This window comes from Micromonospora reichwaldensis (assembly GCF_031845925.1).
Classification (GTDB): Bacteria; Actinomycetota; Actinomycetes; order Mycobacteriales; family Micromonosporaceae; genus Micromonospora; species Micromonospora reichwaldensis.
Map to the genome: position 1 here is coordinate 37,901 of NZ_JAVRFL010000044.1, position 17,297 is coordinate 55,197.

At 72.4% G+C, this 17,297-nt stretch carries 14 protein-coding genes and 2 tRNA genes; 8 read left to right on the top strand and 8 right to left on the bottom strand.

Going from position 1 to position 17,297, the window contains the following annotated elements:
* Positions 1 to 276 precede the first annotated feature (276 nt).
* Complete coding sequence (locus tag RM555_RS27270) at positions 277 to 1,446, top strand: MFS transporter (RefSeq protein ID WP_311414416.1); 1,170 nt, start codon at positions 277 to 279, stop codon at positions 1,444 to 1,446.
* 107 nt (positions 1,447 to 1,553) lie between these two features.
* On the opposite strand, the gene RM555_RS27275 is transcribed toward RM555_RS27270, so the two are convergent.
* The 4 genes from RM555_RS27275 to RM555_RS27290 form a co-directional block, all read right to left on the bottom strand.
* Positions 1,554 to 2,651, bottom strand: a complete 1,098-nt coding sequence (locus tag RM555_RS27275; RefSeq protein ID WP_311414417.1) for an NAD(P)/FAD-dependent oxidoreductase — start codon at positions 2,649 to 2,651, stop codon at positions 1,554 to 1,556.
* Positions 2,652 to 2,812: 161 nt separating this feature from the next.
* A complete protein-coding gene (locus tag RM555_RS27280) occupies positions 2,813 to 4,036 on the bottom strand; it encodes a S8 family peptidase (protein WP_311414418.1) in 1,224 nt (407 codons plus the stop codon).
* A gap of 118 nt (positions 4,037 to 4,154) precedes the next feature.
* Positions 4,155 to 7,250, bottom strand: coding sequence for an Hsp70 family protein (locus RM555_RS27285; RefSeq protein WP_311414419.1), 3,096 nt, complete (start codon positions 7,248 to 7,250; stop codon positions 4,155 to 4,157).
* A gap of 106 nt (positions 7,251 to 7,356) precedes the next feature.
* Entirely contained in the window at positions 7,357 to 8,223 is an 867-nt protein-coding gene (locus RM555_RS27290) for a sigma-70 family RNA polymerase sigma factor (protein WP_311414420.1), read from the bottom strand.
* A 147-nt stretch (positions 8,224 to 8,370) separates the two neighbouring features.
* Here RM555_RS27290 and RM555_RS27295 point away from each other — a divergent pair, with 147 nt between their 5' ends.
* Complete coding sequence (locus RM555_RS27295; protein WP_225852341.1) at positions 8,371 to 8,835, top strand: carboxymuconolactone decarboxylase family protein; 465 nt, start codon at positions 8,371 to 8,373, stop codon at positions 8,833 to 8,835.
* A 68-nt stretch (positions 8,836 to 8,903) separates the two neighbouring features.
* Here RM555_RS27295 and RM555_RS27300 read toward each other — a convergent pair whose 3' ends face one another.
* From RM555_RS27300 to RM555_RS27310, 3 genes are all read right to left on the bottom strand, one after another.
* Complete coding sequence (locus RM555_RS27300) at positions 8,904 to 9,323, bottom strand: ASCH domain-containing protein (protein ID WP_311414421.1); 420 nt, start codon at positions 9,321 to 9,323, stop codon at positions 8,904 to 8,906.
* 498 nt (positions 9,324 to 9,821) lie between these two features.
* Positions 9,822 to 10,265 (bottom strand): hypothetical protein, encoded by a 444-nt coding sequence (locus RM555_RS27305; RefSeq protein WP_311414422.1) that lies wholly within the window; start codon positions 10,263 to 10,265, stop codon positions 9,822 to 9,824.
* Between the two features lie 426 nt (positions 10,266 to 10,691).
* Positions 10,692 to 10,765 (bottom strand) — tRNA-Gly (locus RM555_RS27310).
* Between the two features lie 180 nt (positions 10,766 to 10,945).
* On the opposite strand from RM555_RS27310, the gene RM555_RS27315 reads away from it, so the two are divergent.
* The 6 genes from RM555_RS27315 to RM555_RS27340 all read left to right on the top strand — a co-directional run bounded on the left by RM555_RS27315 (position 10,946) and on the right by RM555_RS27340 (position 16,448).
* Positions 10,946 to 11,019: transfer RNA gene (locus RM555_RS27315), tRNA-Pro, on the top strand.
* 136 nt (positions 11,020 to 11,155) lie between these two features.
* On the top strand, positions 11,156 to 12,502 hold the full coding sequence (gene tig, locus RM555_RS27320; RefSeq protein WP_311414423.1) for a trigger factor: 1,347 nt from the start codon (positions 11,156 to 11,158) through the stop codon (positions 12,500 to 12,502).
* 169 nt (positions 12,503 to 12,671) lie between these two features.
* Positions 12,672 to 13,313, top strand: a complete 642-nt coding sequence (locus RM555_RS27325; protein ID WP_091628855.1) for an ATP-dependent Clp protease proteolytic subunit — start codon at positions 12,672 to 12,674, stop codon at positions 13,311 to 13,313.
* Positions 13,314 to 13,323: 10 nt separating this feature from the next.
* Positions 13,324 to 13,986: an ATP-dependent Clp protease proteolytic subunit gene (locus tag RM555_RS27330; RefSeq protein ID WP_132239239.1), complete on the top strand. Its 663-nt coding sequence runs from the start codon at positions 13,324 to 13,326 to the stop codon at positions 13,984 to 13,986.
* A gap of 218 nt (positions 13,987 to 14,204) precedes the next feature.
* Positions 14,205 to 15,500 carry an ATP-dependent Clp protease ATP-binding subunit ClpX gene (clpX, locus tag RM555_RS27335; protein ID WP_132239237.1) on the top strand — a complete coding sequence of 432 codons (1,296 nt, stop codon included), beginning with the start codon at positions 14,205 to 14,207 and terminating at the stop codon, positions 15,498 to 15,500.
* A 150-nt stretch (positions 15,501 to 15,650) separates the two neighbouring features.
* A complete protein-coding gene (locus tag RM555_RS27340) occupies positions 15,651 to 16,448 on the top strand; it encodes a carbon-nitrogen hydrolase family protein (RefSeq protein WP_311414424.1) in 798 nt (265 codons plus the stop codon).
* 3 nt (positions 16,449 to 16,451) lie between these two features.
* Here the strand turns inward: RM555_RS27340 and RM555_RS27345 are convergent, their stop codons facing one another.
* Positions 16,452 to 16,679, bottom strand: a complete 228-nt coding sequence (locus RM555_RS27345) for a hypothetical protein (protein WP_121399376.1) — start codon at positions 16,677 to 16,679, stop codon at positions 16,452 to 16,454.
* Between the last annotated feature and the right edge of the window lie 618 nt (positions 16,680 to 17,297).

Below are 17,297 nucleotides of genomic sequence, written 5' to 3' on the forward strand. Positions count from 1 at the left end.
TTCCGCGGGCGACCGTCACGGCGGTCGCCCGCGGCCTGCTGTGGGCTCCCGGCCCGGCGCGACGGCCAGTGCCGGCCGCAGCCCGCCCACTGAGTCGCTGATTGGATCGTTTCCCTTCGATGCGGCTATCCTGAGCGCGAGGTGCCCGGTCGGCCCTCGGTCTGCCTGGTCGCTGGTCATTCCACTGGAGACCTCGACCTGCATCGGCAGCCGCGACGCCGGACCACCTCACCGCCCAGCAAGGCCTCACGGAGCACGGGCTAGGAGCGTCGCCGCATGACCACGACCGGCGGGAAACTATCGTTCTACCGGCCCATCGTGCCGCTCTTCGCCGCGATCTTCCTGTGCCTGCTCGGCGTGGGCGCGTCCCTGGCGGTGCTGCCGTTCTACGTCCTCGACGAGCTGGGCGGCAACCGGGTCGAGGTGGGGGTGGTGATCGCCGCGATCGCGGTCTCCGCCGTGATCGCCCGGCCCATCGCCGGCCGCATCGGCGACCGGCACGGGTACCGGACGGTGATGCTGGGCGGGGCGGTGGTGTGCGCCGCCGCCGGGGCGGCCTACCTGGTGGCCGGCAACGTCGGCGTGCTGGTCGGCGTCCGGGTCCTGCACGGGATCGGTGAGGCGGCCGTCTACACCGCCGGCGCGGCCTGGCTGGTGGCGTTGGCGCCGGCCGACCGGCGGGGCCGCGTCGTCGGCCTGTACGGCATCTACATGTGGCTGGGCATCACGCTGGGCGCCCTGCTCGGCGCGGTGCTGCTGCGTACCTCCGGTTATCCCGCGGTGTGGCTGTTCGCGGTCCTGGCGGCGGCCGTCGGGGCCGCGCTCGTCGCCGCCCGGCCGCGGCCGCAGCAGGCGAGCCCGGCGGGCCGGGCCGGCATCCTGCCGCGCAGCGCGGTGGCGCCCGGCGTCGCGCTCTCCCTGGCCGGGTTCGGCTACGCCGCGCTGGCCGCGTTCGTGGCCCTGCACATGGCCGAGCGGGGCGTCGAGAACGGCATCGTCGCGTTCAACGCGTTCGGCTTCACCTACGTGGGGGTCCGGCTCGTCGTGGGCGGGCTGCCCGACAAGCTCGGCGCCGGCCGGGTGGCCGTCGGGTCGGCCCTGGTGGAGGCGGTGGGGCTGCTCCTGGTCGCGGTCGCGCCGAACCTGCTGGTCGCGGTCCTCGGCGGGCTGGTGATCGGCGCCGGGCTCTCGCTGCTCTTCCCGGCGCTGGCCCTGTTGGTGATCAACCGTGCGGACCCGGCCCACCAGGGGACGGCGCTCGGCGCGTTCACCTCGTTCTGGGACATCGGCCTGGTGGCCGGGGCGCCGCTGGCCGGCCTGGTCGCCAGCATGGCCGGCTACCCGGCGGTCTTCCAGGTGATGCTGCTGGCGGCGCTGCTGTCGGCGGCCCTCTCGGCGTGGACGATGCTGCCCCGCCGCTCCCCGTTGAACCAACATGCCGGCTGACCTCCCACCCATCCCCGCGCTCCGCTGGTCATGAGGTTGGCGGCGAGGTCGATCTCCCCGGCTGCCGCCAACTTCCTTCAGCCGGCCTGGGTGGCCGGGTGGCCGGGTCAGGGGAGGCGGGACGGGGACAGCGGGGTGGGGTCGACCGGGGGTGGGGCGTCGACCGCCAGCGCGGCGAGCAGGGCGCCCGCCGCCGGCGAGGTCTGGACGCCGTAGCCGCCGAGCCCCGCCATCCAGAGGAAATCCGGCGCGTCGGGCGCCGGGCCGATCACGGGCACGTCGTCCGGGGCGGCGGTCCGCAGCCCGGCCCAGGGCTGGTGGACGCGGCGGATGTCCAGTGTGGTCGCCGCCTGCACCCGGTCGGCGCCGATCGCCACGTCGAGGTCGTCGGGGCGGGCGTCGCCCGGCGGCACGGGAGTGGTGTCGCACGGGGAGACCAGCAGGCGCCCCGACTCCGGCTTGAAGTAGAAGGTGCCGTCGACGTCGTTGACCATCGGCCAGTCCCCCGCAGGGACGCCGGCCGGCGTGTCCACCAGGAAGGCGGTGCGCCGCAGGGGCGTCAACCCTGCCGGTCGTACGCCGGCCGCCGTCGCGACCTCGTCGGCCCAGGCGCCCGCCGCGTTGACGACGACCCGGGCGCTGAACTCGCCGGCGTCCGTGCCCACCTGCCAGCCGTCGCCGCCGCGCCGCAGCCGGCGCACCCGCGCGCCGCACACGACCCGGCCGCCGGCCGCCCGGATGCCGCGCAGGTAGCCCTGGTGCAGCGCGGCGACGTCGAGGTCCCGCACGGCCGGTTTCACCATCGCCCGTCGGCACCACTGCGGCCGCACGACGGGGCAGTGCCGGGGCAGGTCGGCGACGTCGATCTCGCGGGCCGGCGGGTCCACCTCGGCCCCGTCGCGCAGCGCCGCCTCGAAGGCGTCCTCGCTGCCCGGTGGGCAGAGGCTGAGCGTGCCGCGCGGGGTGAGCAGCGGGTGCTCGGCGAACCCCGGCGGCGGCGCGGTGAGGAAGCCCCGGCTGGCCCGGGTCAGCGCGCGCACCGCCGGCCCGCCGTAGTACTCGGAGAACACGGCGGCCGAGCGGCCGGTGGAGTGCTGGCCGGGGACCTGCTCCATCTCCAGCAGCACCACGGTCCCGTACGCGGCGAGGTGGTGTCCGGCGCTGGCGCCCGCGATTCCGCCGCCGATGATCAGATAGTCGATCATCGATTGAACGGTAGTCGGCGGGCCCTGCGGGGACAAGGGCCCGCCGAACATCGATCTCCCGCCGCGGCCACGGCCGCAGCCCCGGCCCCGGCAGCAGCCGGAGTCCACGGCCACGGCCGCGGGTGAGCCGCGCGGCCCGCCGGTGCGACGGGCCGCGTGGGTCAGGGGCCGCAGTAGAGCAGGCGGTTCGGCGTACCGCTGACCACGCCCGTCACCACTCCGGTCGTCGCCCTGCCGACCAGGTACGCGGCCACCTGGGCGGGGCTCCAGGTCGGATTGGCCGAGAGGGCGAGCGCGGCGCAGCCGGCGACGTGCGCGGCGGCCATCGAGCTGCCGCTGATGGTGACCACCGCCGCGTCGCCGGTGTGCCAGGTGGAGGTGATGTTGGCGCCGGGGGCGAACAGGTCGATGCAGCTGCCGTGGTTGCCGCTCGGCATCCGGGCGTCGGTGCTGGTGGTGCCGGCCACGGTGAGCGCCGCCGCCACCCGCGCCGGCGAGAAGTTGCAGGCGTTGGTGTTCGAGCTGCCCGCCGTGACCGCGTAGGTCACCCCGGACGCGATCGACCGGTTCACCGCGGCGTCCAGCGCCGTGCTGGCGCCGCCGCCGAGCGCGAGGAGCGCCACCGCCGGCCGCACGGCGTTCGCGGTGACCCAGTCCACCCCTGCGATCACCTGGGAGAAGGTGCCGCTGCCGGCGCAGTTGAGCACCCGTACCGGCCGCAGCCGGATCTCCTTCGCCACCCCGTGCCGGGTGCCGCCGATGGTGCCGGCCAGGTGGGTGCCGTGGCCGTTGCAGTCGTCCGCCGGGCCGCCGTCGACGAGGTCGACGCCGCCGCCGGCCCGGACGCCGAAGTCGCCGTGCGTGCTCCGGATGCCGGTGTCGATGACGTACGCGTGCACGTTGTGCGCGGTGTTCGGGTAGGCGTACCGGCCGTCGAGCGGGAGGTTGCGCTGGTCGATGCGGTCCAGGCCCCACGACGGCGGGTTGAGCTGCACGCCCGGCCCGACGAGGGTCACCACCCGGTCCCGCTCCACGTACGCCACGGCCGGGTCGGCGGCGAGCCGCCGGGCGGCCCGCTCCGGCAGGTGCGCCACGAACCCGTTGAGCGCGTGCCCGTAGACGCGGTCGACGGTGGCCCCGTAGCGGTCGGCCAGTCGGCCGGCGGCGTCCGTGACGGTGGCCCGCCGGTCGTCGGCGCGTCCGATGGCGTCGTCCCTGAGCACGACGACGTATCCGTCGGTCACCGCGTTCGCGGCGTCGGCGTGCAGGATCTCGCCGGTGGCCGGGGCGGCCGCCGCGGGGGTGCCCATCGCGGCGACGACCGCGGCGGCGGCGAGTACGCCCACCGTGCGGGCCCGCCATCGCCGGGTACGGGGAAGTGTCATCTGCCGGTCCTCCTCCTGTCGGCCCCGCGCCGGCTCGTGACCGGACGCGGAGCAGCCTGGCCGTTGAGAGGAGGCTATCGGCTATATAGATCCATCTGAATGCCTATCGGAGTGTCGGCTATCCGGCGAACCGGTAGAGCACGAATCCGTACGGGGACTCCGCCCCGGCGTCCCCGCGCTGCCTGCCGGCACCGCAGGCGATCACGCTGGTGTTCCACGAGCACGTGTCGCTGCGTACGTCCGCCAGCTGGCCCAGCTCGGTCACGTCGCCCGAGCCCACCGACAACCCGGCGACGCTGCGGTCGTCCTCGACCGAGCTGGGCGGGTCGGCGAGGAGCAGCAGGTTGCCCCCGTCGAGCCGGACCGCCACCCCGCCACGGTCGGCGAGCACGGCGCGACCGTCGGGGTCGAACAGCGTGCCGGCCGACTCCGGGGAGGTCCGCCGGGCGAGCAGGTGCTCGCCGAGCGCCACGAGCCGGGTCGCCCGGGGCGCCTTCCACCGGCTCATCTTCTCCTCGGTGGCCGCCACGACCTCGGTGGTCTCGTCGTCGCCGCCGGTCACCTCCAGCAGGCACGCCCGCCGCTCGCCGCAGGGCACCAGGGCCTCCGGGCGGCGCTTGTCGTCCTCGGCCGTGTACAGCACCTTCGGCTGGGCGTCGCCCGTCAGGTCGTACGCGAGCAGCTGGTAACCGGCGTCGTCGCGGGCCACGTAGAGGCGGTCCTCGTGCGCCACCACCAGGTCGTCGTGGTCGGCCACCCCGGCGCGGGTGCGGACCACCCGGCCGCTGCCCATGTCGACCAGTCGGACCGACCGGTCGGCGCCCACCTGCACGATGCGGTTGACCTCGCCGCGCCAGGGATCGCGCGGGGAGCCGTCGAGGAAGGCCGGGCCGCCCAGGGCCTTGTCGGTGGTGACCGGGTGGACGCTGGTGCGGGCGTTGTCGTACTCGTCGCGCGGGCTGGGCTGCGACCAGACCTCCCCGCCGTCGCCCAGGCGCAGCCCGACGAGCCGCTTCCCGGCGCGGTCCACCTGCACCGCGACGCCGTCGCCGAAGATCACGTCGTCGTTGCCCAGGATCGACCGGCGCCACCGCTGGTCGCCGGAGGCGCCGTCGAGCAGCACGAGGTCCCGGGGGGTGTCGTCGCCGATCGCGTCGGCGAAGACCGCGACCGCGCCGGGCAGGGCGACGATCCCCTTCCACCGGTCGGAGGACACCGCGGTCTGCTTGCGCCACTTCACCGCGCCGGTGCCGGCGTCGACCGCCACCACCTCCAGCCGCCCGTCGCCGAGCGGATACCCGAGGTAGGCCCGCTGCCCGAGGACCGCGGTGAACATGTCCGCCGGTCGTTCCGTGCCGGCGGGCACCCGGGTCAGCTGGTCGACGGTCCGGAACTCCAGGGCGGGGTAGCGGTCCCGGGTCAGGTACAGCACCGCCGCCGTCGCCACGCCGGCGAGCGCGAGCACGGCGGCGAGCGAGATCCACAGCGCCCGGCGTCGGGGGAGCGCCGGCCCACTCCGGCCGCCGCCGGGCGACGGCGACACCGGCGTGCCGGAGACGGGTACGCCCGGCCACGCCCCCGCAGGACCACCTTGCGGTACGCCCGGCGGTGCGTGGGGTGCCACGCCTTCGGCCGGTGCGCCCGACGGGCCCGCAGCCGGCGCCCACGGCGGTGCGAACGGTGACGGGCCCGCGCCCGGCGGTGCGAACGGGTCGGCCGGTGCCGGTGCGGCGGGCACGGTCGGGGCGGTCGGCGGCCCGGCGACCATGGTCGGCGTCAGCCCGGCGGGCAGGGCCGGCGTGACGCCCTCCGGTCCGGCGACGGCGGTCGGCGTGGGGGCCGGGCCGGCGGGCACGGTCGGCGCACTGCCGTCCTGGCCGCCGACGCCGTCCCCCGGTGCGGCGGGCGCGTGCGGCGTGCTGCCGGCGGACGCGGGCTGCGCCGGCACGGCGGGCGGTGCCGGTGCGGGGGCCTGCGGTGCCGGCGCGGCGGGATCGGGCGGTGGTGCTCCGGCCGGCTGCGCCGGGGCGGGCCGTGGCGCGGGCGCGGCGAAGGCGTCGGCGGCCCGGGCGCGCCGGGGCAGGGGCAGGTCGGTCAGCGCCCCCTCGGCCACCGGCAGCTCCGGCTGCTCCAGCACGGTCGGGGCGATGCCCAGCTCGGCGTGCAGCAGCCGGGCCACCATCGGCATCCGGGTGGCGCCACCGACCAGGAACAGGCCGGAGAGCTGCTGCGGGTCGAGGCCGGCCGCGCCGATCACGTCGCGGGTCACCGCCACCGCCCGGCCCAGCAGCGGCCCGGCCACCCGCTCCAGGTCGGCCCGGGTGAGCGTGACCGCCGCCTCCACCCCCGGCACGGCCACCGGCGCCGCCGGCACCCGCGACAGCATCTCCTTCGCGCCCCGGACGTTCTCCCAGAGCTCGTGCCGCTCCCGCCACTGGGTCGCGGACTCCGGGCGGGTCAGCCGCTCCCACCGCGCCGGATGCGCCTCGGCGACCAGTTCGCCGAGCCGACCCAGCAGGGCGGCGTCCACGTCCAGGCCGCCGAGGTCGTCCGCGCCGCCCGCGGTGACGACCGTGAACCCGGAGTCGCCCCACGGGTCGGCGCCCTCGTTGCGCAGCACCGCGACGTCCAGCGTCCCCGCGCCGAAGTCGAAGACCGCGATCGTCCCGCCCACCGGCACCGGGCGGCGCAGCACCTGCGTGTAGTAGCGGGCGGCGGCCACCGGTTCCCGCAGCAGCCGGGTGCCCGGCGGCGTGGGACCGGAGAGCGTGTGCTCGGCCGCCGACGGCCAACCGGCCGTCGCCAGGGCGTCGGCCAGCACCTGGCGGCGGGCGGCGTCCCAGGTCGCCGGGCACGTCAGCACCGCCGGGGGCAGGAACCCGACCGCCTCGACGGCCGCCCGGGCCACCGCGTGCAGCGTCGCGGCCAGCAGTTCGGCCGGCGGGTACCGGCGGTCACCCAACACGACCGCGGGCTCGTCGATGCGCCGCTTCGGGTTGGGCTCGTACCGGCCCGGATCGGTGCGGGCCAGCCGCTGGGCGTCCCGGCCGGCGTGCAGCAGCCCGTCCGCGTCGGCGTACACGCCGGAGGGGATGATCGGCTGGCCGTCCACGAGCAGTGCTCGGGTGTGCCCGTCGGGCCGACGCAGCACGGCGACGGTGTGGGACGTGCCGAGGTCGACGCCGAGGGCGTACCCCTCGTGCTGGCCTGCCATCTGCCGTTACCTCCGCGGGACGAGGGGATGCCCGGCCCCGAATCGTACGCAGCAGCCGCACCAGCGCCGATCGCGCCCTGACGTGCGACTCAGGCGGCGCGGACCGTCACCCGACGATCAGGTCCAGGCCGGCGATCTGCTCGGGGTCGGCGACCACCTCGATGCCGAGGATCCGGTCGGTGACCACGAAGCTGAGCACCAGGCGGGTACGGCCGTCGACGAGCACCACCGCTCCCGGTGCGCCGTCCACGAACGCCGGGACCGCCCCCTGCGCCTTGCCGGAGAAGAAGCTGGCGACCGTGGCCGAGCCGCGTGCCTCGCCGGCCCCGCCCATCCGCACGGCCGCCGCGTCGGAGCGCAGGACGACGTGCGGGTCGAGCAGGGTGAGCAGGTCGTCGAAGCGCCCCTCGCGGGACGCGGCGAGGAATGCCTCGACGGTCCCACGCTGCCGGGCCCGGTCGGCCTCCGGCGCCGGCGACCCGCCCTGCACGCGCCGGCGGGCCCGGCTGGCGATCTGCCGTACGGCGGCCGGGCTGCGGTCGACCACGGGCGCGAGCTCGTCGAAGGAGACCGCGAACATGTCGTGCAGCACGAACACGAGCCGTTCGGTGGGGCCGAGGGTCCGGAGCACCACGTCCAGCGCGCGCCCGACCGACTCCGTGAGCATCGCCTCCCGCTCGGGGTCGACCTCGCCGTCTCCGGGCGTGGTCGACTCGTCGGCGGCCACGTCGGCGGGCCGCTCGTGCCGCGCGGCGCTGGAGCCCAGCCGGTCGAGGCAGACCCGCCCGACGGTGGTGGTGAGCCAGCCCGGCAGGTTCTCGATGCCGTCGACGTCGGCGCGGCTGAGCCGCAGCCAGGTGTCCTGGACCGCGTCGTCGGCCTCGGTCCGGGAGCCGAGCATCCGCTGGGCCACGGCGCGCAGCCGTTGGCGCTGCTCCTCGAAGCGCTCGGCGAGCAGGTCGGTGTCGCTCACGGCATCGCCATCCCGGTCGGCCTCCGGCCTTCGTGTGGCCCGGGTCACATCTGTCACGTCGCCCCTCCGGCTGTCGACAGCAGGGTGACGAAGAGGAAAGCGCTGCGGGCGGGGGCGTCGGCAGCGTAACAGGAAGGACGGCACACGATGTCCGTACAGGCCCGGATGCGGAACCCCGCGACCCTGCTTCCCGACGCGGTGAAGGCGATCAATCTGCTCTACAAGGCGGCCCACTCGGCCGGGGTCCCGGGGAGCACCCTGGAGCTGGTCCACCTGCGGGCCAGCCAGATCAACGGGTGCAGCGCCTGCCTCGATTCCGGCGCCCGCAACGCCCGGAAGGCGGGGGAGACCGAGGAGCGGCTGTTCGCGCTGGCCGCCTGGCGGGAGACGCCGTACTTCACCGACGCCGAGCGGGCCGCACTCGCGCTCGCCGAGTCCGCGACCCGGCTCGCCGACCGGGCCGACCCCGTGCCCGACGAGGTGTGGGACGAGGCCGCCCGGCACTTCGAGGAGAAGGAACTGGCCGCGCTGGTGCTCTGGCTCGCCACCACCAACTTCTTCAACCGGTTGAACGCCACCACCCGCCAGCCCGCCCCCCAGAACTGGGGCTGAGCGGCGACCGACCCGGGCGTACGGCGCGTGCCGCCGCGCGCCCGGGTCGCGTGCACGGCAAGGGGCGCTCAGACGGTGTGCACCAGCCGGAAGCGCTCGAGCAGCACCGCGGTGTCGTCGTCGACGGTGAAGCCCGGGTCGCCCAGCTCCGCGCGCACCTCCGCGCTGTGCCAGAACGTCTCGTGCCCGGCCCGCCACTGCGCCACCGACTCGTACCCCTCGCCCTCGTCGAGGGCGTGCGGCAGGTCGACGTCGCCGAGCCGGACCACGCGTACCTCGGTCACCTCGATCACCGCGACCCGCCGGCCCGCCGAGTCGACCACCGCCGAGCGTTCACCCACCTCGGGCATCGGCTCGTCCGTCCGCTCGTAGCCGAGCACGAGGCTGGACGTCGAGGTCTTCGCGCCGGACAGGATCGCGGCCACCAGTTGGTCCCGCAGCGGCCCCGGGAAGGCGAACTCCGCAGGAGGAAGATCATCAAGTTCCACGTCCGAAGGGTACGCGTCAGCGCTGCCCGGGGCGGTCGGGTTTTCGTCGACGACGTCGGCATCCACCGATGCCTGGCCCCGGCTCCGGTCACATGGAGCCATGTTCACCAGCCGAGCGCCGGTCGTCGCGACGTTCCTCGCCGCGCCACTGTCGTGGTCGCCCAGACGCCCGGCTGGCTCTGCTCTTCTGCACCGCGCACACCCGCTACTTCGAGTCCACCGGGGTCGTGATCGGTCGGGCCGGGGCTACCGGCTGTTGCCGGTCAGCGTGGTCTTGAGGGTGGAGACGGCGCGTTCGCCGAGGGCTCTACCGGCGCCAGGCCGGCGTAGGCGGCAAGGTGACCGGGTTGTCGAAGGTCGACAGGACCCCGACCGCGTCGTGGACTCCGCCGACAACGCACAGGAGCAGCTTGACCAGCACACCCGGCGAGCCGCGGGCGGGTGCTTTTAGCGCCTCCCGGCGCTGCCCGTGCACCTGCCGATCGGTGGCTCGCGACGCTAACTACCTTTGATGTACGCAATCGTGGGCTTGTCGGAGTTGTACCGAACAAAATGGTCAGTATTGCTGAAGGTGTTGCACCGGTAGCTGTCACCTTCCTGGTCGAAGAAGTCGTAGTCGTAGTGCTCTTCGTTGGAGAAATCCAGCCGGTAGGCATAGCCGCCGACATTGTCACCCGACATGTCGGCATTGGAGTGCAGCTTGTACCTCGAGATGGCCGTCGTGGTCTTGAAACTGCTCTCGGTGGTTATCCAGTCGTTTCCGCCAACGGGCCAGTTGCAGCTGATGCCGAAGTCGGTCTTCCCCATGGGTGCACCCGACCCGCCCTGGTCCGCGCCGGGTTCGCCGAGGTAGCCCACCTCGTACTTCTTCCCCTTGGCGCTGGTGAACTCCTTCCAGACGATCGCATCCTCGTTGACTTTGACGGCAACCTTCTTCGCCATTTCCTACCTCTTCCGGCAGGGCGGTCGTTGCTCCGCCTCAGCCATGCCCTGGTGTGTGATCAATGGCCACGATAGGCGAGTGATCGGCGGATCGACATAATTTGCTCACTACCGCCTCGGTCTGACCGTGTTTCGGTACCATGTCGCTTCCTGCCGTGCAGGCCAGCAGGCCATTGAAGCTCGGGTACGAGGCTCCGCCCGTATTCGCTCACCGACCGCGACCCGCTGGCGACCACCCTCCGGTTCGGCGGCGACTGGGTCACCTTCAGGCGCGGGCGCGGGACCGGCATCGCGGTCGACGACCGCCCGGCGAACGACTCCGGGATCGTGGTCTGCCGCCTGTCAGACCGACTACCGCTGGGTATGGGGCTGAAACGAGAGCGGCCCAGGCTCGGCGAATACGTCGCTGACCTGGGCCGGTACTGCTGGAGCGGGCGACGAGAATCGAACTCGCACCGTCAGTTTGGAAGACTGAAGCTCTGCCATTGAGCTACGCCCGCGTGCGCCCCGCCATCGCAGGGCGCGCCGACAGCGTACCGAATGACCCGCGTGCTCCGCGCGGCCGTATCCCCGGCGGGGTGGTGTCGGAGCGTCGGATGTCCGGTTGGTCCCCCTTCGGCGCGTTGAGGGACGCCCCGGGACTTCCGGCGGGTCGCGACGGCATAGACTGCTCGTCGCCACGGGGTGTGGCGCAGCTTGGTAGCGCACTCGCTTTGGGAGCGAGGGGCCGTGGGTTCAAATCCCGCCACCCCGACTGTCGTCCGCGGCCGGTCGCCGGGGTCGCCCTCTGTGCGGTCCCCGGCCGCTGCCGGTGCGTCCGGCCGGCTCGCCTACACTCGATGGGCTTATCACGCCCAGACTAAAACCGAGATCCGTCAAGGAGTACGCCTGTGAAGAGCACCGTCGAGACTCTGAGCCCGACGCGCGTGCGGCTCGCCATCGAGGTGCCGTTCGTCGAGCTCGAGCCGAGCCTCAGGAAGGCGTACCGGGAGATCGGGCAGCAGGTCCAGGTGCCCGGCTTCCGCAAGGGCAAGATTCCTGCGGCCGTGATCGACCAGCGGGTCGGCCGGGGCACCGTCCTCAACGAGGCGGTGCAGGAGGCCATCCCGCAGAACATCCTGGCCGCCGTCCGCGAGCACGACCTGAAGACGCTCGGCCGTCCCGAGGTCGAGATCACCGAGTTCAACGACGGTGACTCGCTGAACTTCACCGCCGAGGTCGACGTCCGCCCGGAGATCACCCTGCCGGACCCGGCCACCATCGAGGTGACCGTCGACGAGCTGCAGATCGACGACAGCGAGATCGACGAGCAGGTGAAGAACCTGCGCGAGCGGTTCGCCACCCTGAAGACCGTCGAGCGGGCCGCCCAGGAGGGCGACTACGTCCAGATCGACCTGAACGCGACCGTCGACGGCGAGGACGTGCCGGGCGGCTCCGCCAGCAACATCTCCCACGAGGTCGGCAGCAAGCAGCTCCTTTCGGGCCTGGACGAGGCCGTCGTCGGCCTGGCCGCCGGCGAGGACACCAGCTTCACCACCCAGCTCGTCGGCGGCGACTTCGCCGGCCGCGACGCCGAGGTGGCGGTGACCGTCCGCACGGTCAAGGAGAAGGAGCTGCCGGAGCTCAACGACGAGTTCGCCCAGATGGCGAGCGAGTTCGACACCATCGAGGAGCTGCGCGGCGACCTGCGGGAGCGGGTCACCCGGGGCAAGCGGGTCGAGCAGATCTACGCCGCCCGCGACAAGGCGCTGGAGCAGATGGTGGCCGCCGCCGAGGTGCCGGCGCCGGAGGGCATCGTCCGCGAGGAGGTCGAGAGCCGCAAGCAGGCGATGGTCGACCAGCTCGAGCGGATCGGCGCCTCCCTGGAGGAATACCTCGCGGCCGAGGAGAAGACCGAGGAGCAGATCGACGCCGAGCTGACCGAGGCGGCGACCGAGGGCGTCAAGGTCCAGCTGCTGCTGGACACCCTGGCCGACGCCGAGGACGTGCAGGTCTCCGACGACGAGTTCGGCCACGAGATCGTGCACCGGGCCCAGCGCGCCGGGATGGCTCCGCAGCAGTACTACGACCAGCTGGTCCGCTCGGGCGCGGCCGGTGCCGTCTTCGGTGACGTGCGGCGGGGCAAGGCCCTGGCCTCGGTCATGGAGCGCATCAAGATCAAGGACTCGGCGGGCAACGAGGTCACCCTCGACGCGCTGCGCGCCGAGAACGAGGCCGAGCACAACCACGAGCACTGACAGTGCGGGGAGGCCGCCGTCCGCCGCCTGCGGTGGACGGCGGCCGATTCCCTTTTCGGGTACGCCTCGGCGGTACTGCGCTGATAGCGAACACTGCCCGGACCGGCGCTCTGCCATCCGGCTGAGCGGTTAGTGTCGGGTAGGACGGTACGGAGAGCGAAGGGCTGCCATGACCGACATGCACATCCAAGCGAAGCCGCTCCGGGCGATCGATGCCCGCGGTGGCGACACCATTGGCAACCTCGACGACTCGGTCTACAACCGGTTGCTCAAGGAACGCATCATCTTCCTGGGCAGCGAGGTGACCGACCAGGTCGCCAACCGCATCTGCGCGCAGCTCCTGCTGCTCGCCGCGGAGGACCCGGACCGCGACATCAACCTCTGGATCAACTCGCCGGGCGGTTCGGTCTACTCCGGCATGGCGATCTACGACACCATGCAGTTCATCGACAACGACGTCTCGACCGTGGCGATGGGCATGGCGGCGTCCATGGGTCAGCTGCTGCTCTGCGCCGGCACCAAGGGCAAGCGCTACGCCCTGCCGCACGCGCGGATCATGATGCACCAGCCCTCCGGCGGTCTGGGCGGCACCGCGTCCGACATCGCCATCCAGGCGGAGCAGATGCTCTACACCAAGCGGATGTTCCAGGAGCGGGTTGCGCACCACACCGGCCAGAGCCAGGCGCAGATCGAGGCGGACTCCGACCGCGACCGCTGGTTCACCGCCCAGGAGGCCCTGGACTACGGCTTCATCGACAAGGTGATCATCGGGGCCGCCCAGGTTCCGGATGGCGCCGGGACCCTGAGCTGAGGAGCTGACGATGACCGACCTGAGCCTGCCGCCCCAGTTCGCGGCCGTGCACAACCGCTACGTCCTGCCGTCGTTCGTCGAGCGCACGTCGTACGGGGTCAAGGAGTCCAACCCCTACAACAAGCTCTTCGAGGACCGGATCATCTTCCTCGGCGTCCAGGTCGACGACGCGTCGGCCAACGACGTGATGGCGCAGCTGCTGACGCTCGAGGGCACCGACCCGGACCGCGACATCATCATGTACATCAACTCGCCCGGCGGTTCGTTCACCGCCATGACGGCGATCTACGACACCATGCAGTACGTCCGGCCGGACATCTCGACGGTCTGCCTCGGCCAGGCCGCCAGTGCGGCGGCCGTGCTGCTGGCCGCCGGCACCCCGGGCAAGCGGATGGCGCTGCCGAACTCGCGGATCATCATCCACCAGCCGGCCACCGAGGGCGGCTACGGGCAGGGCTCGGACATCGAGATCCAGGCCCGGGAGATCCTGCGGATGCGCACGCAGCTCGAGGACATGCTCTCGCGGCACTGCAACCAGCCGATCGAGAAGGTCCGCAAGGACATCGACCGTGACAAGATCATGACGGCCGAGGAGTCCAAGGAGTACGGGCTGGTGGACACCATTCTCACCAGCCGCAAGAAGGGCCTGCTGGCGGCCAACGCCGCCAGCTGAACAGCTCGGGTCGCGGTCGGCCGGGAGTCCGCTCCCGGCCGACCGTCTGACACACCCGATTTGGGGGTCGGAGAAACCTCCGCCAGCGGGTAACGTCGGGTCTGTGCCGCTCCACCGGTGCGCCGGCGGGGTGGACGAGCGGAGTGAAACGAGGCGGACGCTTCCACGTCCGCAGGCAAGGGCCGGGTCTCCGGCCGACGAGTGCAGGGAGAACGTAGGTGGCACGGATCGGTGACGGCGGCGACCTACTGAAATGCTCGTTCTGCGGTAAGTCGCAGAAGCAGGTCAAGAAGCTCATCGCGGGCCCTGGGGTCTACATCTGCGACGAGTGCATCGATCTCTGCAACGAGATCATCGAGGAGGAGTTGGCCGAGTCCGGCGAGGTGAAGTGGGAAGAGCTTCCCAAGCCGATGGAGATCTGCCAGTTCCTCGACACCTACGTCGTCGGGCAGGACCAGGCCAAGAAGGCGCTCGCCGTCGCGGTCTACAACCACTACAAGCGGATCCAGGCCGAGGCGGCCGGCGCGCCGGGCTCCGGCAGTGACGCCGTCGAGCTGGCCAAGTCCAACATCCTGCTGCTCGGCCCGACGGGGTGCGGCAAGACCCACCTGGCGCAGACCCTTGCGCGGATGCTGAACGTGCCGTTCGCCATCGCCGACGCCACCGCGCTGACGGAGGCCGGCTACGTCGGCGAGGACGTGGAGAACATCCTCCTCAAGCTGATCCAGGCCGCCGACTACGACATCAAGCGCGCCGAGACCGGCATCATCTACATCGACGAGGTCGACAAGATCGCCCGCAAGTCGGAGAACCCGTCGATCACACGGGACGTCTCCGGCGAGGGCGTCCAGCAGGCGCTGCTCAAGATGCTGGAAGGCACGGTGGCCAACGTGCCGCCGCAGGGCGGGCGCAAGCACCCCCACCAGGAGTTCATCCAGATCGACACCACCAACGTGCTGTTCATCTGCGGTGGTGCCTTCGCCGGGCTCGACCAGATCATCGAGGCCCGCACCGGCCACGGCGGCACGGGCTTCGGCGCCCGGCTCCGGTCGGTCTCCGAGCGGTCGACCGACGACATCTTCAGCCAGGTCATGCCGGAGGACATGCTGAAGTTCGGGCTGATCCCCGAGTTCATCGGCCGGCTCCCGGTGATCACCAACGTGCGCAGCCTCGACCGCACCGCCCTGGTGCGCATCCTCACCGAGCCGCGCAACGCCCTGGTCCGGCAGTACCAGCGCCTCTTCGAGCTCGACGGCGTCGAGCTGGAGTTCGAGCCGCCGGCCCTGGAGGCGATCGCCGACCAGGCGATGCTGCGCGGCACGGGCGCCCGCGGCCTGCGCGCGATCATGGAAGAGGTCCTGCTCTCCGTGATGTACGAGGTGCCGAGCAACCCCGACGCCGCCCGGGTGCTGATCACCCGCGAGGTGGTGCTCGAGAACGTCAACCCGACGATCGTTCCCCGCGAGTTCACCGGCCGGCGTGCCCGGCGGGACCGCGAGGAGAAGTCGGCCTGATCCACCGCCGCCGCGCCCGACCGCTCCGGTCGGGCGCGGTGTCGTGTCCGGCCCGGCCGACGCCGGAGGCTCGACCCAGCCGTGGCCGGGGAGCCCCCCAACCTCTTCGACCCTGTCGCCCCGCCCCCCTCCGGTCGTACGCTGATCCCCATGCGCGTCGCCGTCTGCCAGCTCAACACCCGGGACGACCGTAAGGCGAACCTCGTGGCCGCGGAGGCCATGCTGGAACGTGCGGCGGCGGCCGGCGCGGACCTCGCGCTCCTGCCGGAGTTCGTCGACTATCTCGGCCCCGCTGCGGGGCTCCCCGAGCCGGAGCCGGTCGACGGCGAGGTCGGCCAGTTCTTCGCCGGCGTCGCCCGGCGGCTGGGCATGTGGCTGATCGCCGGATCGATCCACGAGCGCGGGCCGGATCCGGCCCGCACCTGGAACACCTCCCTGGTCTTCGACCGCTCCGGCACGCTGGCCGCCAGCTACCGCAAGATCCATCTGTACGACGTGGAGATCCCCGGCCGGGTCTCCTACCTGGAGTCGGCCACCGTCGCCCCGGGCGACCAGCCGGTGGTTGTCGACGTCGAGGGCCTTCGCGTCGGCCTGTCGATCTGCTACGACCTCCGGTTCCCGGAGCTGTACCGGCAGCTCGTGGTCGAGGGCGGCGCCCAGCTGCTCGTGGTGCCGGCGGCCTTCATGGTCCACACCGGGCGGGACCACTGGGAGGTGCTGCTGCGTGCGCGGGCGATCGAGAACCAGTGCTTCGTCGCCGCGGCGGGGCAGGTCGGCGACCACGAGCCGAGCCGGAGCTGTTACGGACGCAGCATGGTGGTCGACCCGTGGGGGACAGTGCTCACCCAGGTGCCCGACGGCCCGGGCCTGGCCGTCGCCGACCTCGATCTCGACCGGCTGCGGACCATCCGCGCCGAGCTGCCGAGCCTCGCGAACCGCCGGCTCTGACGCTCACCCCTGAAGCAGTACGCCCAGCACGGCGAAGCCGGCGATCGCGGCGGCGGTGACCAGGAGCGCCGTCGTCATGCGGGACCGACCACGGCGGGCCAGCCGAGCCACCGAGACCAGGACGACGAAGACCACGAAGGCGCCGATGACCAACTGCCAGAACGGCAGCAGCAGTCCCGTCAGCGCGTCCTCGGCGAGTACGGTCACCCGGGTACGCGGGAGGTCAGCCATGACAGACACTCTGGCACGCCAGGACCGCCTTCGGACCCACGCGCTCATCACGAATGCGTGACCGCCGGCGGCCGTTCCGGACCCACAGTGACGAACGCCGATTTGCCTTCTCCGAGCGGGCGGCGTAACTTTCTCTCTGCACGCGGAAGGCCGGACAAACCGGCCGACAACGGCACCAGGCTCGTGGCGGAGACGCCGGGCGAGGCTGAGGATCCGGGCGGTGCGAGGACACTCCAAGACGGGGTTGCGATCGCGAGGCCGGCCGGGTAGAGTTCGGAAGCCGGCAGGAGCCGGGCGGATGGCCACAAAGTGGCGATCGGCCGGTCTGCGGCTTCCCACGACAGCAACGACCGCCGTGATACGGCGAGCGTCATCGTGGGCCTCGGAACACTTCCTTGATCACCTCGAACACGAGGTTGACGACGGGAAATGAGCCGAGTAAGGTAGAGGAGTTGCCCCAAGCGGGTTCCCACGATGTGGGACGCCCGAGTGGTGTGTGGTTGTTCTTTGAGAACTCAACAGGGTGCTTGATAAGCCAGTGCCAATTATGATTTATACCCCGGACTGGTCAGGCTTCGGTTTGGCTGGTCTTGGATTCCTTTGGCAACACTTTTTGTT